The organism is Vibrio sp. 10N.222.54.E6 (genome assembly GCF_041473955.1).
GTDB classification, from domain to species: Bacteria; Pseudomonadota; Gammaproteobacteria; order Enterobacterales; family Vibrionaceae; genus Vibrio; species Vibrio tasmaniensis_A.
In genome coordinates, this window is sequence record NZ_JBFRTD010000028.1 from 211,570 (window position 1) to 234,119 (window position 22,550).

The 22,550-nt window shown below is 44.4% G+C and carries 19 protein-coding genes and 1 pseudogene; 16 read left to right on the forward strand and 4 right to left on the reverse strand.

The window, feature by feature from the left end; genetic code table 11:
• Positions 1–33 precede the first annotated feature (33 nt).
• The 14 genes and pseudogenes from AB4513_RS16665 (at position 34) to gntR (ending at position 15,270) form a co-directional block, all read left to right on the forward strand.
• A complete protein-coding gene (locus AB4513_RS16665; RefSeq protein WP_032555077.1) occupies positions 34–1,044 on the forward strand; it encodes a putative 2-aminoethylphosphonate ABC transporter substrate-binding protein in 1,011 nt (336 codons plus the stop codon).
• A 120-nt stretch (positions 1,045–1,164) separates the two neighbouring features.
• On the forward strand, positions 1,165–2,586 hold the full coding sequence (locus AB4513_RS16670; protein WP_009845631.1) for an FAD-dependent oxidoreductase: 1,422 nt from the start codon (positions 1,165–1,167) through the stop codon (positions 2,584–2,586).
• 227 nt (positions 2,587–2,813) lie between these two features.
• Entirely contained in the window at positions 2,814–3,923 is a 1,110-nt protein-coding gene (locus AB4513_RS16675) for a putative 2-aminoethylphosphonate ABC transporter ATP-binding protein (protein ID WP_009845630.1), read from the forward strand.
• 21 nt (positions 3,924–3,944) lie between these two features.
• Positions 3,945–5,654: a putative 2-aminoethylphosphonate ABC transporter permease subunit gene (locus AB4513_RS16680; RefSeq protein ID WP_009845629.1), complete on the forward strand. Its 1,710-nt coding sequence runs from the start codon at positions 3,945–3,947 to the stop codon at positions 5,652–5,654.
• A gap of 68 nt (positions 5,655–5,722) precedes the next feature.
• Positions 5,723–6,427 (forward strand): phosphonate utilization transcriptional regulator PhnR, encoded by a 705-nt coding sequence (gene phnR, locus AB4513_RS16685; protein WP_009845628.1) that lies wholly within the window; start codon positions 5,723–5,725, stop codon positions 6,425–6,427.
• A gap of 137 nt (positions 6,428–6,564) precedes the next feature.
• Positions 6,565–7,467 (forward strand): EamA family transporter, encoded by a 903-nt coding sequence (locus AB4513_RS16690; RefSeq protein WP_102257516.1) that lies wholly within the window; start codon positions 6,565–6,567, stop codon positions 7,465–7,467.
• 200 nt (positions 7,468–7,667) lie between these two features.
• On the forward strand, positions 7,668–8,684 hold the full coding sequence (locus AB4513_RS16695; protein WP_009845626.1) for a TRAP transporter substrate-binding protein: 1,017 nt from the start codon (positions 7,668–7,670) through the stop codon (positions 8,682–8,684).
• Positions 8,685–8,749: 65 nt separating this feature from the next.
• The gene (locus AB4513_RS16700) at positions 8,750–9,307 is read left to right on the forward strand and encodes a TRAP transporter small permease subunit (RefSeq protein WP_009845625.1); all 558 of its coding nucleotides are present in this window, start codon (positions 8,750–8,752) and stop codon (positions 9,305–9,307) included.
• Positions 9,300–10,622, forward strand: a complete 1,323-nt coding sequence (locus tag AB4513_RS16705; protein WP_009845624.1) for a TRAP transporter large permease subunit — start codon at positions 9,300–9,302, stop codon at positions 10,620–10,622. The genes AB4513_RS16700 and AB4513_RS16705 overlap by 8 nt, the downstream gene beginning before the upstream one ends.
• 118 nt (positions 10,623–10,740) lie before the next feature.
• Complete coding sequence (locus AB4513_RS16710; protein WP_009845623.1) at positions 10,741–11,238, forward strand: gluconokinase; 498 nt, start codon at positions 10,741–10,743, stop codon at positions 11,236–11,238.
• A 3-nt stretch (positions 11,239–11,241) separates the two neighbouring features.
• The gene (gene gndA, locus AB4513_RS16715) at positions 11,242–12,750 is read left to right on the forward strand and encodes an NADP-dependent phosphogluconate dehydrogenase (protein WP_009845622.1); all 1,509 of its coding nucleotides are present in this window, start codon (positions 11,242–11,244) and stop codon (positions 12,748–12,750) included.
• Between the two features lie 248 nt (positions 12,751–12,998).
• A pseudogene (locus tag AB4513_RS16720) lies at positions 12,999–13,202 on the forward strand (peptidase T); the annotation flags it as partial.
• Positions 13,203–13,226: 24 nt separating this feature from the next.
• Entirely contained in the window at positions 13,227–13,958 is a 732-nt protein-coding gene (gene pepE, locus AB4513_RS16725) for a dipeptidase PepE (protein WP_170962706.1), read from the forward strand.
• 310 nt (positions 13,959–14,268) lie between these two features.
• Entirely contained in the window at positions 14,269–15,270 is a 1,002-nt protein-coding gene (gene gntR, locus AB4513_RS16730; RefSeq protein WP_083784033.1) for a gluconate operon transcriptional repressor GntR, read from the forward strand.
• 114 nt (positions 15,271–15,384) lie between these two features.
• On the opposite strand, the gene AB4513_RS16735 is transcribed toward gntR, so the two are convergent.
• The 3 genes from AB4513_RS16735 to AB4513_RS16745 form a co-directional block, all read right to left on the reverse strand.
• Positions 15,385–16,167, reverse strand: coding sequence for a siderophore-interacting protein (locus AB4513_RS16735; protein ID WP_009845619.1), 783 nt, complete (start codon positions 16,165–16,167; stop codon positions 15,385–15,387).
• A gap of 203 nt (positions 16,168–16,370) precedes the next feature.
• Positions 16,371–17,849 carry a peptide MFS transporter gene (locus tag AB4513_RS16740; RefSeq protein ID WP_086027533.1) on the reverse strand — a complete coding sequence of 493 codons (1,479 nt, stop codon included), beginning with the start codon at positions 17,847–17,849 and terminating at the stop codon, positions 16,371–16,373.
• A 409-nt stretch (positions 17,850–18,258) separates the two neighbouring features.
• Positions 18,259–19,629 (reverse strand): L-serine ammonia-lyase, encoded by a 1,371-nt coding sequence (locus AB4513_RS16745; RefSeq protein ID WP_009845617.1) that lies wholly within the window; start codon positions 19,627–19,629, stop codon positions 18,259–18,261.
• Positions 19,630–20,004: 375 nt separating this feature from the next.
• Here AB4513_RS16745 and AB4513_RS16750 point away from each other — a divergent pair, with 375 nt between their 5' ends.
• Positions 20,005–20,883, forward strand: a complete 879-nt coding sequence (locus AB4513_RS16750; protein WP_009845616.1) for a YdcF family protein — start codon at positions 20,005–20,007, stop codon at positions 20,881–20,883.
• 211 nt (positions 20,884–21,094) lie between these two features.
• Here AB4513_RS16750 and AB4513_RS16755 read toward each other — a convergent pair whose 3' ends face one another.
• Positions 21,095–21,349, reverse strand: coding sequence for a DUF333 domain-containing protein (locus tag AB4513_RS16755; protein WP_009845615.1), 255 nt, complete (start codon positions 21,347–21,349; stop codon positions 21,095–21,097).
• A gap of 370 nt (positions 21,350–21,719) precedes the next feature.
• Here AB4513_RS16755 and AB4513_RS16760 point away from each other — a divergent pair, with 370 nt between their 5' ends.
• Positions 21,720–22,238 (forward strand): NUDIX hydrolase, encoded by a 519-nt coding sequence (locus AB4513_RS16760; protein WP_009845614.1) that lies wholly within the window; start codon positions 21,720–21,722, stop codon positions 22,236–22,238.
• The last annotated feature ends 312 nt before the right edge of the window (positions 22,239–22,550 follow it).

Sequence of the window (22,550 nt, forward strand, 5' to 3'; positions counted from 1 at the left end):
CTTCTCACTTTAGAGTTGGCCTGACTGGAGAAAATGATGAAAAACCGTTTTATGAAAGGATCACTTGCAGCATTAGTTACTCTACTAGCTGGTAATGCTTATGCAGCACAGGAAGTGACGGTTTACACCGCTTTTGAAACTGACATTTTAGCGAAATACAAGAACGCATTTGAAAGTGAAAACCCAGACATCAACATCAAGTGGGTGCGTGATTCAACAGGGATCATGACGGCAAAATTATTGGCTGAGAAAAACAATCCTCGCGCAGAGGTAGTTTGGGGACTTGCTGGTTCTTCAATGGCACTGCTTAAAGAAGAGGGCATTCTTAAGCCTTACACTCCTCAAGGTGTAGAAGCGTTGCGTGTAAACCTTAACGACCCGCAATCTACTCAAGCTTGGTACGGCAATGACGCATTCTTCAATGCAGTTTGCTTTAACGAAGTAGTGGCTAAGCAATTGAACCTACCGGCACCTAAGTCTTGGGATGACCTAACGAAGCCTATCTACAAGGGCCATATTGCTATGCCAAACCCAGCGTCTTCTGGTACAGGCTACATGCAGGTTTCGGCTTGGCTACAAAACATGGGTGAAGACCAAGGTTGGAACTACATGCAGAAGCTAGATCAAAACATTGCTCACTACACGCACTCAGGCTCTAAGCCATGTGTTCAAGCGGGCATGGGTGAAGTCGCTATCGGTATTTCTATGGCGAGCCGTGGCGCTAAGCTGAAAACTCAAGGCGCGCCACTTTCAGTGATTACGCCTGAAGGCATCGGCTGGGAATCTGAAGCGGTAGGTCTTGTTAAGCCTTCTGATGCAGCACAACGTGTTATCGATTGGTCTATTTCTAAAGCGGCAAATGAGCTTTACATCGAAATGTACCCAGTTGTTGGTCACAAAGATGTGACAGGCAAAGCAGAGAACTTCCCTAATGTAGAAAAGAACATGGCAAAAATGGACTTCGCTCGAATGGGCAGCGAACGTGCCGACGTTCTTAAAACATGGTCTGACAAGTTTGACGCTAAATCAGAGCCAAAATCTTAATCTGACGACCTATTCAGTTACTTAACTATTTAGTTCATTAGAAGTTAGAAATCAGTAAAGGAAGACTTCGGTCTTCCTTTTTTAGTTTTACGCCTTTAGGTTTTAAGTAAGGTACAACAAATGACAAAGCACTACTCATATTGGTTCAAGCAAGCGTTGGAACAAGAGTTTGGCAACATCAATGCGGGGCTAGATTCGGTTAAGCCGCTCCAAAAAGACGTCAACTGTGATATCGCCATTGTTGGCGGTGGCTATACGGGTTTATGGACGGCGATTTTAATCAAACAACAGCAACCCGAAAAACATGTTGTCGTGATTGAAAAAGGCCTATGTGGTAGCGGTGCTTCTGGTGCGAACGGCGGTTGCATGCTGACGTGGTCAACTAAGTATCCGACGCTGAAAAAGCTCTACGGAAAAGAACAAGCGAAATGGTTGGTTAAGGAGTCGGAAAAGGTTATATACGAGATCGAAGCCTTCTGTAACGAACACAAGATTGACGCGCATCTATATCGCAGCGGAACTTACTACACGGCGACCAATAAAGCTCAAAAGGGTGGAATGGAGCCTGTCGTTAATGAGCTGGTTAAGCAGGGTATCAATAGCTGGAAGAAGTGCGACAATTCTTTGGCTGATAAAGCGGGATCTGATCGCCACATTGAGGGTTACTACTCAGAAGCTGCGGGTAGTGTGCAGCCAGCGTTATTGGCGAGAGGCTTACGCCGCGTTGCGATCGAATTGGGTGTCGAAATTTACGAAAATACAGAGATGACATCACTCGACTATGGCTCCCCAGCTCGAATTCAAACCAAAGGCGGTTCCGTATTTGCAGATAAAGTGATTTTGGCACTCAATGCGTGGATGCACGATCACTTTAAAGAGTTCAAACGCAGCATTGTGGTTGTCTCTTCAGATATGGTAGTGACCAAGCCTATTCCTGAAAAGCTCAAGAAATTTGGCCCAGAGAAAGGGGCGGCGGTGGTGGATTCGCGTATCTTTGTCCACTACTACCGAGATACCCAAGATGGACGACTCATGTTGGGCAAAGGCGGCAATAAATTCTCGTTTGCCAATCAAGTTGAAAGCATGTTTAACCAAACCACTAGCTACCTGCCGATTCTCAATCAATCGTTTCAAAAACTGTTCCCTAAATTGGAACAAAGTGAATTCGATTACAATTGGTCTGGAGGCTCAGATCGTTCGGTCACCGGATTGCCATTTTTCGGTAATCTAAAAGGCCAAAGCAATATTTATTATGGGCTTGGTTATTCAGGCAATGGCGTTGCTCAAACCCGTATGGGCGGGAAGATCTTGTCAGCCATGGTACTCGATATCGATAATGCATGGACACGAAGCGGTTTAACCAAAGGCCCGTTGGGACACTTCCCGCCAGAGCCATTTCGCTGGGTAGGTGCGATGATGGTGCGTGATGCGGTGCGAAGAAAAGAGAACGCAGAAGATTCTGGTAACACGCCATTGTGGCTAGATAGACAGTTATCCAAACTCGCAGGTGCGGCGGGCAAAGCCGACAAGGTTGAATCATAGATTAATCTAGCGTTTAAATTAGAAGTTTACATTTAGGCTCTCAGTGACTTTTTGGTTCGTCATTGAGGGCTTTCAACGTTGAACTAACTTTTAAAGCTGAACAAATAGCAATCTTTAATGCTTATTATATCTGCAATATAACTGTCATTTAGCTACTATAAATTTGTCACTCAACTGCAATATTCTCAGTTTAAATTTGGTATATACCATATAGAGAGTGCTGTAGTATGAGCAACCAAACTTATTTGAATATTGAAAACGTTGTAAAGCAATTTGGCCAATTTACAGCGTTAAAAGACATATCCCTATCGATCGAAAAAGGTGAGTTCGTCTGTTTCCTTGGCCCGTCTGGCTGCGGTAAAACGACACTACTACGTGCGATTGCAGGGCTGGATTTACCGACCTCAGGCTCAATTGAGCAGAATGGAGCGGATACGACGTTCCTACCTCCTGAGAAGCGCGATTTTGGTATCGTATTCCAATCTTATGCTCTATTTCCCAACCTGACTGTGGAAGAGAACATCGCAATTGGTTTGAAGAATCAAGGGATGTCGACCAAAGAAGCCCTTGAGACGGTTGAGTCTTGGTTAGAGACCATCGGCTTACCAACGTCTGGTCAGAAATTCCCAAATCAGCTATCTGGTGGACAACAGCAGCGTGTTGCTCTGGCTCGTGCATTAGCGTTGTCTCCGGGCTTATTGCTACTCGATGAACCGCTTTCTGCGTTGGATGCGAAGGTAAGAACACACCTACGTGATGAGATCTGCCAACTGCAACGTAAGCTGGGTATCACTACTATTATGGTGACGCACGACCAAGATGAAGCGTTAACGATGGCAGACCGCATTGTGGTGATGAATCATGGTGTTATCGAGCAAGTGGGTGCTCCACAAGAAATCTACCAAAAACCCGTCAGTCGTTTTGTGGCTGAGTTTGTTGGCAGTATGAATTTCATTCAAGCTTCTGTTGCAGCTCAAGGCAAGATGCGCATTGCTGAGTCAATGCTGCCGTTACCTGGCTTAGATAATCTCACGCCAAATCTGGGTGATGTTTTCGATATTGCCGTTCGTCCAGAGCAAATCCAGTTTGTTGATCGTTTTAGTGAATCCTTGCCAGTGAGAATCGTATCAAGCGAATTCTTAGGGGCGTTTTATCGTGTTGAGTGTCAATTGCAACATGACTCAACGGCGAAAGAGATCATCGTTGATGTACCCGTCAAAGAGTTCAACCGATTGAAGCTGCGTCGCAGTGATATTCGTTACGTGGCGTTTGATCAAGAAGGCCTGAGAGCTTACCCATCGAAAAGCGTGCAAGTGATGAAAGACGAGGCGGCGTAAACAATCATGGAATCGACTCAAATGATGCAATCTAAGCTGCTAATTCAACGACGAGTACAACCTTTTCTGGCTCGGTTAAGCAAAGACAACGTAATTCTGTTTGGGCTGCTGGCCTTTTTGTCTGTGGTCATGACGTTGTTTATCCTGATGCCACTGTGGGCGATGTTGAAAAAGAGTGTTCAGAACGCAGATGGCGAATTTGTAGGCTTAGAGAATTTCGCTACGTATTTTGCGTCTCAAAGCTTATGGCAGTCGGTAGGCAATACGTTCACGCTTGGGTTGTTAGTGACCGTTGTCGTGGGAGTATTAGCGTTTGGGTATGCCTATGCTTTGACTCGTTCATGCATGCCTTTCAAGGGGCTTTTTCAGGTGTTGGGTTCAGCGCCGATTCTAGCTCCGTCGTTGCTTCCTGCGATCAGTTTGATCTTCTTATTTGGCAACCAAGGTATCGCCAAAGAAGTATTAGGGGGAAATTCGGTATACGGCTTGATTGGTATATCACTCGGCTTAATATTTTGGACTTTTCCACACGCCTTGATGATTCTGACTACCTCGTTAAGAACCTCTGATTCTCGTCTGTATGAGGCGGCACGTGCACTCAATACTTCATCGCTAAAAACCTTCTTCATGGTGACGTTACCTGCGGCAAAATACGGTTTGATCAGCACTCTGATCGTGGTGTTTACGCTGGTGGTTTGTGACTTTGGTGTGCCAAAGGTGATTGGTGGCAGTTATAACGTTCTATCGACTGACATCTTTAAACAAGTGGTAGGGCAACAGAATTTCTCTATGGGTGCAGTGACCAGTATTTTATTGCTATTGCCTGCGTTGCTTGCGTTTACTGTGGATCGCTGGGTTCAAAAGAAACAGAAGAGCTTGTTTGATACTCGATCCGTCGCGTACCAACCTGAACCAAACACTCTACGTGATGGCGTGTGTTTGCTCTATTGCACCATCATCTCTGCTGCTGTGGTTATCGTGCTAGGCATGGCGATATACGGTTCTATGGTCACGTTCTGGCCTTGGAACAAAGCACTCACCTTGAATAACTACAACTTCGCAGAAATGAGTACTTATGGTTGGACGCCGTTTTTCAACTCTCTAACGCTGGGTGCATGGACTGCTATTATCGGTACAGTGTTGATTTTCCTTGGTGCATATTGCATTGAGAAAGGCAGAGCATTTGGTCCTGTTCGTCAAGCAATGCAGATGCTCAGTGTGGTACCGATGGCTGTTCCGGGTATGGTGTTGGGCTTGGGGTATATCTTTTACTTCAATGATTTGAGTAACCCACTCAACTTCTTGTATGGCACGATGGCGTTCTTGGTGATTAACACCGTGGTTCACTACTACACAGTCGGCCACATGACAGCGTTAACCGCATTAAAACAGCTGCCTGAGGAAATAGAAGCGACGGCGGCGTCGGTTAACCTACCGCAATACAAGCTGTTCTTTAAAGTGACGGTTCCGGTTTGTTTGCCTGCGATTTTAGATATTGCGACATACCTGTTTATTAATGCACTTACCACGACATCTGCGGTAGTATTCTTGTATTCTACCGATACGATACCTGCGTCAGTTTCAGTACTGAATATGGATGATGCGGGACAAACGGGTGCAGCAGCAGCCATGGCGGTGATGATCATGATATCGGCAGCGAGCGCGAAGTTGATTCATATGTTAATCAACAAGTTATTCGAGAAGCGCACCCAGGCTTGGCGTAAACGCTAGCGAACTATTTTATATTGCAGTTGGCCAAGGAGTGGCTGACGACAAGAACAAGAATAAAAGGAAATGAAGTGCAGTACGTAAAAATCAAAGATGTCATCGTAGAGCAGATAGAGTCGGGGATGTTAACACCACGACAGAAGCTGCCTGCGGAGCGCAAACTGGCTGAATCGTTTGATACAACACGAGTTACGTTACGTGAAGCCTTGTCTTCACTTGAAGCGGAAGGACGAATTTATCGAGAAGACCGACGAGGTTGGTTTATCTCTCCAGCGCCACTGCGTTACGATCCAACACAAACACTGAACTTCACTAATATGGCTTTGTCGCAGAATCGTAAGCCGAAAACAGAATTAGTGGCAGCGAAAGGCATGTTAGCAACCAAGGAAGCAACTAAGCTTCTTGAGCTGCAACCTTTTTCGGATGTTTATCGAGTAGACAGAGTTCGTTATCTTGAAGACAGACCCGTTGTGTATGTGACCAACTACATTCGACCTGAGCTGTTCCCTAATTTGCTTGATTATGACTTGTCTAAATCGTTGACGGACATCTACCGTGAGCACTTTGGCGTGGTGTATCAGAAGATCCGTTACCGAGTGAGCACAACGTCTTTGCTTGGCGAAACCGCGCAAGCCCTGCGTGCGACTTCTGGTTCTCCGGCTATGGTGGTTGAGCGTGTTAATTACAATCAAGACGGTGATTTGATTGATTGCGATATTGAATATTGGCGTCATGACGCGATCAGCATTGAGTCGATCGCACAGCTAGAGCGCTAGTCATACGTTATAGCGTTGGCATACCTGCAATTATGCAGGATTGCCCAATTGAAACGCTCAAAGGTCTCTTATTCGGAGGCCTTTTTTATCACCTGTTGTCAGCCGTTGTGCTAATTCATCAATAATTTAGGAATGAAATGGAATTCTCTGCCATTGTCATCGTGATCATTTCGGCTCTGCTTCACGCGGGTTGGAACGTTCTAGGTAAATCTAATCAAGGCTCGGGCTCGTCATTCTTCTTAGCCTCTGACTTTGCCGCCGCAGCGATATTGACGCCTTACTTGATCTGGTATGTTCACAGTGTTGGACTGTCAAATATCTTACTTCCATTCTGGCAACTGGTTTTCTTGAGTGGGATCTGTCAAATCATCTATTTGATTGGGTTAGGCGCGGCCTATAAACAAGCTGATATCGGTGTGATTTACCCAATGGCACGGGCACTGCCTGTGTTGATGGTGGGTTTAGGCACGGTGTTGATAGGCTATGAATTGTCGGCGAATCAATGGATTGGGTTCACTTTAATAACATTAGGCTGCTTGTTTGTACCACTTAAGCAGTTTTCAGATCTTAGGTTAAAAGCGTATCTCAACCTTGGCGTACTGTGGGCGTTGATCGCGGCCATTGGTACCACGGGCTATTCCATCATTGATAAAGAGGCGCTTCTATTATTAGAGCCTCTAAGCACACAAATCGTTACTAACAAACACACTGCGATTTTCTACCTAGGCATTCAGTTTTGGGCGATTGTGATTCCGCTGAGTGTTTGGTTATTCGTAACCAACCAAAGAATCGAATTTCATAATGCTTGGTTATTGCGTAAAAGAGCAACACTTGCTGGCATCATGATGGCTTCGACTTATGGTTTGGTGTTATTTGCGATGACCATGACAGAGAACGTCAGCTTGGTTGTTGCACTTAGGCAAGTCAGTATCATCTTCGGCGTAGTGATGGGGATCTACTTTTTAAAGGAAAAGTGGCACGTTACACGTGGTGTAGGCGTCGTTTTTATCATTGCTGGCTTAGTTATCTCACTGACTTAAAAAGAAATTAAATCCTACCTCCAACCTATAATGTGACTTTTTAGTCGCATTTTTCTTATTGATAGCAAACGTTTTACTAATGTTAAAGATGTGATCCTTCTCATAGACAAGGCTGTAAAGTTACCGGTAACATCCACCTCAACGTTACCGGTAACATATAATTACAAACCGGACTCTGTGAAACTCATAAGGATACCCAAATGAAAGCTCTGACTAAAACGCTGATTGCTGCCTCCCTCACTGGTCTATTTGCTACTTCAGCAATGGCTGCAGACTTTAAACTTAAAATTCAATCTTCAGACCCTTCTGGTGACTTGAACTTCAAAGTTCAGCAGAAGTGGGCTGAGCGCGTAGAGACGATGTCTAACGGACGTATTGATATCGATCTTCTGCCTGTAGGCGCTGTGGTTAAGCACACAGAAACGCTAGGCGCGATCAAAATGGGCATCCTAGATGGTCACATCACAGCAACAGGTTACTTCTCTGGTAAAGATCCAGCATTTGGTCTTATCGGTAACATGGTTGGCGCATGGTCAGACACTACACAACTGCTTCAGTACATGAACTACGGTGGTGGTAATGAGCTAATGACCGAACTGTACAAGCCTTACGGAGTTCAGTTTGTTGGTGCTTCTACGACGGGTGTTGAATCTTTCATTTCTAAAAAGCCAATCGATGGTGTTGCGGATCTTAAAGGCCTGAAATTACGTGCGCCTGAAGGCCTAGTTCAACAAGTATTTGCAGCCGCGGGGGCAACTCCAGTAAACCTGCCGGGTTCTGAAGTATTTACTGGCCTGAGCAAAGGTGTAATTGATGCCGCGGATTACACGGTATTCTCTACCAACCAAAAAGCGGGCATGAACGATATCGCTACTCACCCAGTTCAACCGGGTTTCCACTCATTGCCGCTTATCGATATCTCTATTTCTCAGAAGAAATGGGACAAGATGCCAGCTGATCTACAAACAATGCTGCAAACATCAGTGCGTGACTTCTCTTACGACATGACGACTCAGCTGAAAATGGCTGACCAAGCTGCGCTTAAAGAAGCTCAAGCGAACCCTGAAATTACTATCCACGACTGGTCTCAAGAAGAGCGTAAGAAGTTCCGTGAAATCGCGAAAGGCCAATGGAAGGTATTTGCCGAGCGTTCTGATAACGCAGGAAAAGTTTACACCTCAGTGACTGTGTTCCTAGAAGAAAACGGCTTACTGTAATTCAAACTTAGTTTACTGACGGGGGAGGGCACTGCTCTCCCGTATTTTCCCAGGAAATTTGGCTCATGACCGATAAAATCCCCCACGCCCCAGCTGAAAACGACGAGCAACCAAGAAATGCGCTTGATCGTTTTGTTATAAAGTTCAGTAATCTCGTTAGCTGGTTGTTTATTTTTACTGTATTGATTTCATTTTATGAAGTTGTGATGCGTTACGCATTCGATGCCCCGACCACATGGGTACATGAAACAGCTTCTTTCATCGGTGGTTCTTTATTCATTATTGGTGGTATCTACGCGTTTGCTGCGAATAAGCATGTACGTGTTGTTCTTATCTACGATTCAGTGTCTAACCAAACACGTAGATATCTTAATCTTGTTCACCACATTGTTGGTTTGGCCTTTGCTGGCATGCTCGCTTACGCGGCTTATTTCACTGCGGAAGAAGCGTGGTTTGCACCTTGGGGTGAATTCCGCCTTGAAACATCAGGCTCAGTGTTAAACGCGCCTTATCCAGCGTTGCTGAAAGGCCTGATCTTTGTCGTTTTGTGTGTTCTTGTTGTCCAGTTTGTATTGCACCTAATCCAAGAGTTGATGGGTCTAAGGAAGAATGACGATGTTTGATTTATCTTCTATTGGTATCGCATGGGGCAGTTTGCTCATGCTGGTTATGATGATTGGCTTGCTACTGACCGGTATGCAGCTAGCGTTCGTAACAGGCTTTGTCGCGATTTTCTTCACTCTGTGTTGGTTTGGTCCTGATGCCTTACCTTTGATCGCAAGCCGTACCTACAGCTTTGCTTCTGGTTATGTTTTCCTTGCTGTTCCGATGTTCGTATTGATGGCGGCTTTATTAGACCGTTCGGGTATCGCGCGTGATTTGTTTGATGCAATGAAATCTGTCGGCCGTAAGGTTCGTGGTGGTGTTGCAGTTCAAACGCTATTAGTAGCGGTTCTATTGGCTTCGATGTCAGGTGTTATCGGTGGTGAAACGGTACTACTGGGTATTCTTGCTCTGCCACAAATGCTTCGCTTGGGTTATGACCGTAAGCTTGCTATCGGTACAACCTGTGCGGGTGGCGCACTTGGTACCATGCTTCCACCAAGTATCGTACTGATCATCTACGGTATGACCGCCAGCGTATCGATTGGCGACCTGTTTAAAGCGTCATTCTTACCAGCGTTTATTCTTGCTGGCTGTTACATCGGCTACGTGCTGATTCGTTGTAAGCTAAACCCTTCTCTTGCGCCAATTCCAAGTGATGATGAGACAGAAGAAGACATCGCCAATCAGCCAAGCTACTTCAAAGCTCTGTTCTTCCCATTGCTTTCTGTCGCAACGGTTTTGGGCAGTATCTACACAGGTATCGCTTCAGTAACAGAAGCGTCTGCCTTGGGTGTAGTTGGCATCATGATCAGTGCGCTAATCCGTGGTGAACTGAACTTCAACATGTTGAAGGAGAGTGCCATCGCAACCATGCGTACTTGCGGCATGATCATGTGGATTGGTATCGGTGCAAGCGCATTGGTTGGTATCTACAACCTGATGGGCGGTATTGATTTTGTTGAAGAAACCATCCTTGCGCTCAGTGGCGGTAACGCGACAGTAACGCTATTAATCATGATGGCTATCTTGTTGGTACTAGGCATGTTCCTTGACTGGGTAGGTGTAGCACTTCTAACAATGCCAATCTTCGTTCCAATCATCACTGGCCTTGGTTTTGACCCAGTATGGTTCGGCGTTGTGTTCTGTCTAAACATGCAGGTGTCGTTCTTGTCACCACCATTTGGTCCTGCGGCATTCTACTTGAAATCAGTAGCACCAAAAGACATCAGCTTAGGTGAGATTTTCTCTTCATTACTGCCGTTCATTGCACTTCAAGTATTGGTTCTGGCACTGGTTATTATCTTCCCTCAGCTCGCGCTTTGGTGGCAATAACAGCGAAGGTTCCTGAGTGAGTTTAACGTTCAGGAACCTATCAATAGCAACACAAGTTTAACTATTAGATTCGATTGTCAGCCCCTGTTTTGGTTGGGGCTTAGGGAAGGCTTGCCTTATGAAAAGCAAAAAAATACTCGTGATGGGCGTATCTGGATGCGGAAAAAGCCTGATTGGCAGCCGTATCGCGCAGGCTTTAGAACTTCAATTCTTTGATGGCGATGACTTCCATCCGCAAAGCAACGTTGAAAAAATGCGTCAAGGTATCCCGCTGACTGACGAAGATCGTCAAGGATGGCTAGAAACACTGAATAAGCAATATATCGAACAACCAAGTGCTGTGATTGCATGCTCTGCATTGAAACCTCAATACCGCGAGATTCTGCGAGAGAACAATGAAGACTTAGTGATTGTTTACCTTCAGGGCAGTTTCGATACGATTTGGAATCGCCATAAAGCTCGTGAAAACCATTACTTTAATGGTCAAGAAATGTTGAAAAGCCAATTCGCAACCTTGGTTGAACCTGAGCTAGATGAAGCGCTATTTGTCGATATATCGCAAGATGTTGAGCAAGTCGTAGAAAGTGCACTCAAACAAATTAAGCAGATAGGTTAAACCATGACTCAGATAAAAAATGACATCGCGATGATTGGTTTAGGCGTGATGGGCAAAAGCCTTGCGCTCAACCTACTGGATAACGGCTTTAACGTTGCTGGCTTTGACTTGAATACAGACAATATTGATCGCGCCAGTTTAGAAGCAAAGCTGCTTAATGAATCGTTTACTGGTAAAGGTCAGTGCACACAAGGGACTAGCCTTGAACATGTGCTGCAAGGGCTCGCGAAACCGCGTGTCATCGCTTTGTCGGTTCCTGCTGGAAAACCTGTCGATATCGTCGTCAATAGCTTGCTTGATGCTGGCTTAGAAAAGGATGACATTGTTATCGATACAGGTAACAGCCTTTGGACAGATACCGAGGCGCGTGAAGTGAACTACAAAGGCAAACTGCGCTTCTTTAGCACCGCCGTTTCTGGTGGTGAAGAAGGCGCTCGTGTTGGCCCTGCGCTCATGGCGAGTGGTGACCAATCGGCTTGGCAATATGTGAAACCGATGTGGGAAGCGATTGCTGCAAAAGTGGATGCTAATGGACTACCGGTTGCTCAGTTTGAAGCGGGTGAAGCGTGCGCGGCGTATGTTGGTCCTTCTGGCACAGGGCACTATGTGAAAATGGTACACAACGGTATTGAATATGCAGACATGCAGCTAATTTGTGAAGTTTACCAGTTCATGCGTGATGTGCTTAATATGCCAGCACAAGAGATTGGACAAGTCTTTGAGCAATGGAACAACGGTGTGCTTAATAGTTACCTGATGGAAATCAGTGCCGATATTCTTCAACAAGAAGATGTGGTGACGGGTAAGCCATTCGTTGATGTTGTGCTTGATAAAGCAGGGCAGAAAGGCACGGGATTGTGGACAGCAGTTAACAGCCTTCAAGAAGGGTGTCCAACCCCAACCATTGCTCAAGCGGTTTATGCACGTGCGATGAGCGGTCAGAAATCACAACGCGTTCAAGGCAGCAAGCTTCTTAAAGGCAATGTTGCCGATGCGAGTCAGTTGGATAAAACAGAAGTTATTTCTGAGCTTCATGATGCTCTATATTGCGCCAAGTTGTCTGTTTATGCACAAGGCTTTGATTTATTAAAGACAGCGTCAGACAAAGAGGGTTGGAATCTCGATTTCACTCAAATAGCTAAGATCTGGCGAGCCGGTTGTATTATTCGTGCCGCATTCTTGCAAAGTATCACATCGGCTTACCAACAAAATAGTGAGCTTGAGAACCTGTTATTTGATGAGGCTTTCATCAAACAAGTGGAAGAGCGTGAGCTTGCTTGGCGCATCGCGGTAGCGAACTCAGCTCTGTATGGTGTGCCGATGCCGGGAATCAGCTCTGCTCTGAGTTACTTCGACTCATTACGTTGTGAGGTTTTGCCTGCAAATCTGCTGCAAGCGCAACGTGACTATTTTGGTTCTCATACTTATTCGCGAGTCGATAGAGATGAAGCTGAAAAATTTCACGTGACTTGGAGTCAGTCTCCAAGAACTGAAGTAAAAGTGAACGCTTAAACAATCAATAACGCCCTCAAATAAGAGGGCGTTATTTTTATTCGTTTTAAACTAAAACAAACATGTAGAACAATGTTGAACAAATCTATTAACTACTGACGTCACCATAACGTATGACCATCATCTCAACATGACTATCATAGGTTGCGCACCTTTGGTTGTGGGGATAATAGATTCCCTTGATTACTTCATGGTTGTTATAGAAAAGTTTTCCCCAAATTGAAAAGATGTTTAATGATTTCGATTATTACAATAATGCTGGAATAGAAATGCGTTCAATTCTTTCGCGTTATGGTTATGACGGGACTGTTTTATCTCAAAAGGTCATTCCTTTTCCGAACTTGTTTACTGGCGCACATTACTTCCCCTCAATTTATGAATACTTACCCGTAGAGCCTTTGAAAGCAGCAAGCGCTGTAGTTCAAGAGAATATCAAAATAATATATAGTAAATTTGCAAATTGTAGTGAGGTTGTAATGAATGTAATGCTATTTAGTAACGGTAAGTTACCAGGTGACACATCACTTTTAGAGTATGGTAAAGAGTGGATTCGTCCAATGATGGAAAAGACTCAGCCTAAAAAAATGTTGTTTATTCCATTCGCAATGATTCGAGGGCAATACTCGGATCGCACGCAGCAATTACAGCAAGTGTTCGATGAATATGATTGCGAAGTGGTGAGTATTCATGAAGCCGAAGACCCAGTGCAAGCCTTGAAAGAGGTTGATGGTATCATCATTAGTGGCGGTAATACGTGGGTACTTAACCGTATGCTTCACGACCTAGGCTTGGTAATACCGATGCGTGATGCTGTGATCAACAAAGGTAAGCTGTTTATTGGTTGGAGTGCGGGAACAAATGTCGCAACCCCAACGATCCGTACTACTAATGATATGCCAATTGTCAGTGCTGCTATCTTGCCTGCGCTTAATTTTGTGCCATTTCAGATTAACCCTCACTATATAGAAGCATCCATTTCTGGGCATATGGGCGAAACACGTGATGAACGTATTGAAGAGTTCTTGTGCATGAACCCAAGTGAAGTCGTTGTTGGTATCCCTGAAGGGACGATGCTGCAAGTGTGTGAAGGAAAATTAACGTACCACACCGCGACAGGCAAGCCAATGAAGCTCTTTAAGCATGGTCAACTTGCTGAAACGTTCACGGCGGACAGCGATCTTGCATTCTTGATGGACATCGGTTGCTAGGTAACGAATAGAGACAGGCTACTGCCTCTTAATAGGGGTTGGCTATGTACGCAATTGCAATGGGTTATACGAAACCCCAATCTTGATCATCCAAGGTTGGGGTTTTTAATACGTAATATACACATCAAGTGTAAGTTGAGAACTTATTGACCATCGTCTTCGAAAATAAGAATTGTTAGTTTTATTGGTGGCAAAGCGACGTGTGTGTTTATGATCTGATATCAAGTTTTAGGTGTTTAGTTCTTCTAAAGTAGTCGAAATTCGTTACTATGTTACCAGTAACATTAATCGTAACCATGATGCTGTCAGTATGCTAAGTAAGAAAAAACGTCCCACATTACAAGATGTTGCCAACCTAGTTGGTGTCACCAAAATGACCGTCAGTCGCTGTCTAAGAGACTCTTCACAGGTATCAGAAGCACTGCGAGATAAGATCAGCGCTGCAGTCGACGAGTTAGGTTACATCCCTAATCGTGCGCCAGACATTCTTTCTAACGCAAAAAGCAATGCTATCGGTGTTCTTGTTCCCTCGTTAACTAACCAAGTTTTCGCCGAAGTTATCCGTGGCATTGAACAAGTCACCGCGCCTGCAGGCTACCAAACCATGATTGCCCACTATGGCTATAGCGCAGAACTGGAAGAGCGAAGCATCGCTTCACTGCTTTCTTACAACGTTGACGCGATTATCCTGTCAGAAAATGTGCACACAGATAGAGCGCGTAAAATGCTGCAGACTGTTTCTATCCCTGTGATTGAAATTATGGATTCGGTGTCTCCCCGTATTGAACAAGCAGTGGGCTTTGATAACTTTGAAGCGGCTAGAGCGATGACTAAAACCATGCTCGATCGAGGGCGTACCAATATCGCTTATTTGGCTGCTCGAATGGATGAACGTACTCGCTTGAAAATGGCGGGATATGAGCATGCGATGCAAGAGGCCGATAAAACGCCAGTAACGCTGCAAACGGAAGACGCGTCCTCGTTTACTTTAGGCGCAAAACTGATTGGTGAGTTACTTGATAAGCATCCTGAAGTGAATGGTATTTTCTGTACTAACGATGATTTGGCCATTGGTGCTTTTTACGAATGCGTACGACGTGGTATTCAAGTACCCGAGAAGATGGCGATTGCGGGTTTCCACGGACACGACATCACAGTGGCGATGACGCCGCGTTTAGCGACTGTAGTAACACCAAGGGAGCAGATCGGTAAAGTCGCTGCACAGCAAGTTGTAGCGCGTCTACAAGGCAACAAAGAATGGGTGGCGAAGCTGGATCTCGGTTACGAGATTGAAGTGGGAGAGAGTATTTAATCTTACACTTCGGCTTTGCTCTTCATTGGATTCAAACTAAAACGCCCTTAACGAGATGAACTTCGCTAAGGGCGTTTTTATTTATCTGGCAAAAAGATGTATGTAGTAACAGACTTAACCCGCTAAAGCTTGAGCATCTTGTTGCTTCAACACTTTGTGGCCGTCTTCAGTGACGCCACGTTTCCAGTAGCTGCTGATGTAGATGTTCTCTTTCGCGACTTCTTTTTCGTTGCGGAAGTATTGTCTCAGCTCGCGCATGCTTTCAAACTCACACGCTGCCCAAATTGAAACCTGACCGTCTAACCATTCTAAATTGCGAACCGTTTGTGAAAGTGTTTCTTCAGTTTCATCTTCAATCAACCAAGTGACTTTTATACCTTTAGGTGCTTCAAGCGTTTGTTTATCTGCTGCTGAATTGATCTGGATGACGGCGTGACCTATTGCGTGCTCTGGAAGCGATTTTACTTTTGCAGAAAGCGCAGGTAGGGATGTCATGTCTGCAGCTAAGAAGAACCAGTCTGACCCTAGGTTAAGTCCTTGAATTAAACCTGGGCCAGCCACTGAAACTGTGTCACCCACTTTCGCGTTCATTGCCCACCTTGCTGCAAAACCACACTGCAAATCTGTAGTGATGTGGCGAACGAAATCAACCTCAATCCAGTTTTCTACAGGGTTGTACTGACGAATGGTGTAAGTGCGCATGGTTGGGCGCTCATATTCGTTCAGTTGGCTTAAATCAGTGGTGCCGAGTGGCGAGAACAAAAGCTTGATGTAGCCGCCGGCACATTCGGTTGGGTACTTACTTAATCCTTCACCGCTAAGCGTTATACGCTGCATGTTCGGTGTAATGGTTGAGGTTTGAGTAACAGTTAATGTGATAGGGCTAGGCTTGCTCATATAAGGCTCTCTCAGGTTCTGATTCCGACATCATAATCCTGAACTAAAAAACACTCAATACTAATAGTTATCATTTACTTTGATTTACACAGAGCAACGTAACTTGAATCACCAATTTATTTACCCTGGCATCCATACCGACAAAAAAGCCCTTTAGAAAACTAAAGGGCTTGAAGTGTTATAGCTATTTAACGTGAGCAGAATTAGCTGTTTGCTTGCTCTAGTTCGATCGTCTCATCTGCGGCTTTCGCTGCGTCTAGCATCTTACGAATAATGAACGATGCTGCCATTGCGATACCTACCATTACAACCGCTAGAACAGTCAGCATTTGGAAGTAATCACCGTAAACCGTTTGAACGATCTCTTGTGTGATCTCTTGGCCTTTCTCAAGTGCAATAGACGTTGAGAATACGGCACCAACAATGCCTGACATTGCGATTGCTACAGAGAATAAGCTTACTGAGAAGTTCTCGATGTGCTTAGGTGCAACAGACAGAATGAAGGCTACAACCATAGAACCAACAATAACTTCACCAAATGCTAGGAAGAAGTGGATTGCTAAGAACACTTCAGGGCGAATCAGAATGTCTTCACCTACGGTCGTTACTGCCATCGTTAAGATACCGAAAGCGATCGCCGTCAGAATGAAAGAGAAACCTACTTTGGTTGCGGTAGAGAAGTGAATATTTTTCTTTTCTAGCTTAGAGAAGATACCCGTAATAATAGGGCCTGCAACCATACACCAAAGTGGGTTCATTGCCATTGAAGCTTCCGGGGCTACAGGGATGAAGCCGAGTAGATCGCCACGCATTGTGTTGATCGCTACCATTGTCATCGACGTCATCATTTGGCCGTAGTACACGAAGAAGCATGTCGTCAGAAATGTGATGATTAAGATAGTACCCATTTTCAGCATGTCTGATTTCTTCGATTTCATCATCAAAGAGACAAAGTAGATGATTGCTGCCGCGCCGATCGCGTAAACGATGTTCTGACCAATATCCATGTTAGAGAACATGAAAAATACCAAGCCAATCATTGCAGCAGAAAGACCAAGGAACGCAGCCCAGTTTTTCGTGCTAACTGGTTTTTGGTCGATTTCAGCACTTGCTTCAACAAGGCCTTTGCGAACAAAGAGCATCATCAGAAGTGCAGCACCTGCTAGAACACCTGAAAGAAGGAAGCCACCGTGGAAACCGACAACTAGCACTAGCATTGGGAACAGGTATTGACCTAATAGAGCACCAATATTGTTTACTGAGTAGTTGATTGGGTAGCAATTTTCGAAATCTTCTTGAGTTTTGAACGTGCGTTTGTAAAGACTTGGGTAAGAAGGGGACATCAAACCACGCGCATAACTCGCTAAAGCAATACCACATAATGCCATTGGAACATTAGTCGCTGCGGCACCGAGTACCAGTAGACCGTACCCACTTGCGAATCCGAGAAAGGCAATGGTCAATGATCGGTATGCGCCTAAAAATTTGTCGGCGATGAAACCGCCTGCGATAGCAAATAGCGGTCCGATTGCAGAGAAAGCACCAACAACCATCATGGTGTCGGCTTCGTTGTAGTTCAGATCTTCAAGGAAGAAACGAGTCAAGATCACCATGACGCCATAGAACGAAAGTCCGAACATCATTTGGCAGAACATCATTGATTTGTTTAATCTATTCCACATTATTTTATTCTCACATTTGTGTTGATATGTAGTGTAATTACCCAATTATAATATCATTAATAGCAATACATAAAATGAAACATTTGATGTGTTCGTTACTTTGCTCTCTATATCTTTTCTTATCGAGCGATTCATTTTTCTCATGCATTAAATATGCAATATTAGATTTTGCTAGTGGATGGTTGTGTAAATGTCGGTCAGATTTATTTGTTGCTAATTCGCGAGCCAAGAACGGAAAGTTACAGGTGGAAATCTTGTAAAATATTCAAGTGAGTATCACTTTCAATTAGCTGTTGGATTTTAGCCAATAAAAAAGCCAGCTTGGTGGCTGGCTTTGTTTGGGTATCGAAAACGACGTTTACGATAATGCCGTCTCTACAGCGGCTTTCTCGACTCGTGTTCTTAGCGGTTATTCACAAGGAGGAGCCATGTGGATCACGGCCAAGCCACCTAAGGACGTTTCACGGTACTTTTTGTTCATGTCTTTACCTGTTTGGTACATGGTTGCGATAACCTTGTCTAACGAGATAAGACACTTACTGGTGCGTTTCAGCGCCATACGTGATGCGTTGATGGCTTTCATTGCGCCCATTGCATTGCGCTCGATACATGGCACTTGAACAAGCCCACCGATCGGATCACATGTCATGCCTAGTGAGTGTTCCATAGCGATTTCAGCTGCGATGCAGATTTGTTCGTTGCTACCACCGCGTAGGGCGGTTAAGCCTGCTGCAGCCATTGATGAAGATACGCCAACTTCGCCCTGACAACCCACTTCTGCACCAGAAATCGAAGCGTTGGTTTTGTACAAGATGCCAATAGCGCCAGAGACTGCTAAAAAGTCTTTCAACTGCTTAGTGTCTAGCTCTTTGATGAAGCGGTGGTAGTACATTAGTACCGCAGGGATAACGCCAGCCGCACCGTTAGTTGGCGATGTTACGACTTGTCCACCCGCAGCGTTTTCTTCACTCACAGCAAAGGCAAATAGGTTAATCCAATCCATGATCTCCATTGGATCGTTTTCAATCGAAGCATTGGCCTCAAGCTTTTTCAAAAGAGCAGGGGCTCGACGCGTCACTTCTAGACCGCCATCAAGGATGCCTTCGGTGTCGAAGCCTCGCTGCATGCACAGAGACATCACCTTCCAGATTTGGTCGGCTTTTTGGTCAATCACGTCCATGCCTTGAAAAGACACTTCATTGCGCAGGATTAAGCCACCAAGGCTAAGCCCTTGCTGCTCTGACAATTCAAGTAGTTGGTTGGCAGAAGAAAAAGGGAACTCAACTTGTGTTTCTGCTTCTTGCTTGCCGTTTTGTAGCTCATCAGCGGTTGCAATAAAGCCACCACCAATTGAGTAATATGTTTCCATCTCTAAAAGACTACCGCTTGCGTCAAAAGCAGAGATGGTCATGCCATTTTCATGCAGCGGAAGGTTGGTTTTATGGAACAGCAAGTCGCTTTCTACGTCGAAGTGAATTTCATGGTTACCGCTAACCAGTAGAGACTTATCTTCAATTGCTTTACGCATTGCTTTGTTAGCACTGGTAATTTTAATGGTGTCGGGGCGGTTGCCGAGTAAACCTAATAAGGTCGCTCTGTCTGTATGGTGACCAATACCCGTTAATGATAACGAGCCGTATAAGTCGATTTGAATACGCTCTACTTGTGTAAGCTGAGCATCAATTTTTTGGGTAAAGTTAAACCCAGCGATCATTGGTCCATTTGTGTGGGAGCTGGACGGCCCAACCCCAATTTTGTAGATATCAAAAATAGACAGCATAGTAACTTCCTGTGAAGACGGTTCGATGAACGAACTCTGTGTAAAATTTGTATTTCGTTAGTTCCACTTCTTTGAGTGAACCTGTTCTTTGGGTGAAGCAGTTCTTTGGCTGAAACAGTTATTCGATTGAGCTGGCTCTTTGCTTGAAAGGTCTCTTTTATTGAAACTCGTGTTAACAAGCATAGAGCGATGAAATACAAGAGCGTGCTATGTTTGCTTTAAAGCGACACGTCTATTCTTGTATGACCCGAGATGTTGCTATCAATAGTGAGCATTATTGATAGCAACATGTAAGAATTTCAAAATACTTTTGTTAATAAGTATTGTATACATAATTCACTCCATCTAATCACTAAAACGAGACTTGAACATAAAATGAGCATTATTCACCTCCTTATTGTGCTAGGTAAGCGACTTAATGAGAATAAATTGACTAATGAAGGAATCAGTCGAGTTGATGCTTTAGTTGAGTATCTGGCTGGGCCTTTGGCTGAAGAGTCGAACCAGCAAACGGCTGTGGCGTTCTGTGGTGGGGTGACACAAGGCCAAACCGTTTCTGAAGCCGATATGATGCACGAGTATTTTCGAGAGCTTGAAAATCAACTTGAGTATCCGTTTCCCATAGGGGCGGTTTTACTTGAGCAGCATTCGACAAATACGGTTGAGAACATTCAAAACTTGGCCTCAGAGATGATTGAAAGTGGGCTGTTTACACGCGGGCAGAGTGTGACGGTGACGTTCGTTTCTAATGACTACCACTTACAACGTATCTTCGAGATTCAATCGCTGATGGACGAGCAAGGTTTGCTTAAGGTTTTGGTCGAGAAGTGCTCTGCACTTGGAGTGGAACTACAAATAGATCCTCAGCGAGAGGCTCATGTCGCAGTGCCATACCCTCATCAAACAGAGCAAGGGCAATTGTTTCTGTTAATGGATGCTCTGACGACCTACCGAGTCTATCTTGAAGGTGTCTCTGTGGGTGCATTTAAGAGGGATTTGGATTCAGTAAGACGAGAGCCAGAAAGGTTGTCTTTGGAAGCCTTGTTAGCGGCAAAGGAGTTAGTCGGGCGTTCATCTCATTTTGATATCGTAGAAAGCTTGCTTCCAGTGTTGGAGACCTGCATCCAAAATACCCCAGTCGGAATCGACATAGAAAAAGTTAAGGAGTACCTAGCATTGCTCGATACTAACCTGACTTTATTGAATCGTTATTTAGATCCAGAATCAGATCACACACATCGCTGGTGGAGATAGCGAAAACACCAATATTAGTAATACAGGTAGGTAGCCCAAAGGTGCTTTGTGTATAAAGTTGATGTGTGTACAAAGTTGATGTGTATAGTAAGGTAAACCGACCGCTCGATAGCGAACAGTTTACCTAATGTCATGTCATTTGACAGGGTGGCATTAGTGAAGGGTCAACGTCGTGTATAGGTGTGACGTCAACAGTTCACGATGTCGCAGCTTAGCTTTCTTCTTTTTGCTCATGGTTGTTGCGGTAGTATTCCCACTGTTCGATACGTTCACCGTCATCAAATACACAATAAGTAGTGCGTTGATTGTTTTCAGTTACGGTGTCTAATTCACCATCTTGTTGAACACAATAAACCGCAGCTGGGTTAGCCACTGAAACACGTTGGCCTTCGCTATATTCTGCATAGTCGTTTGCACAACCGCCCAACACAACGGCAAATACAGCCATCAAACCAATTTTCTTCATGTTTATCTCCTACGTGATAACTCTATAATCGAATGCGTTAAGTTCTACAGAACCAGATTAGAAGCTCTATGAAACTAGTATATTTTAGATTTCAGAAAAGGTTGTTCTAATTTGGTCAAGATATTGAAATAGGTTGATATTTCGCTATTTTTAACGGATTTTTGAGTGTTTGATCATGCTGGCATAGCTGGTGCTCTAACAGGAACGGCCTCCGTCAATAAGGTGCTACTTGATGGTTATTTCTACTAGATAGCAGTGGGGGAACAGCGATCAAAAGCAGAGGTTATGTGTTCTTTCAGGGGACGGAGAACGTCGAATCTATTGATGATTATGATATGATGCCGCCAAATTCAGTAGAGCAGTCAGAATCATGAGACACCTAAAAACCACTATTCACCCTGATATCGATCACCTAGACAATAAGACGGTATATAAGCGCAATGCTGCACGTGCGATTGTGTTAGATGGCGAAGACATTTTGATGCTTTATACAGAGCGTTATCACGACTACACCATTCCTGGTGGTGGTTTGGATGACGGTGAAGATGTGATCGCAGGTATGGTCCGTGAGCTTGAAGAAGAAACGGGTGCGAAGAACATTCACAGTATTAAACCGTTCGGTATTTTTGAAGAGTTTCGTCCTTGGTATAAAGATGATGCAGATATAATGCACATGATTTCTTACTGCTACTCATGCAAGATTGATCGTGAGCTTGGCGAAACAGCTTACGAAGACTACGAAGTGAAAAACGGGATGAAACCGGTGTGGATGAATATCCATGAAGCGATCGCTCACAACGAAAAGACCATGGCTGAGAGCCCTAAAAAAGGCATGAGCATTGAACGTGAAACCTTTTTGCTGCATCTAATCGCAAAGGAAATGCTGTAACCCTTTTGATAAATCAAAACTGTTTAAAAGTAGAATGTTTTAAACAGTTTTGTTCACCATGAACCAACAATAATTCCTCCCTCCTTTAGTTGAGCTAACCCATCGTAATTTGAGTTTTAAGCAAAACGCCTCCAGTCCGTAAACAACCTATCCGTTTCCAACCAGCATAGAACGTTTCTTTATCTAACAGACTTTCAAGTTGACTAACCTCTCATCAAATTGATTCTTATTTTGAAGAAAAGACCGTTTCATTCTGACTGTAATTTCAATGTGGAAAAATAAGTCTTATTTTTCAATGTTATACGGTGATTT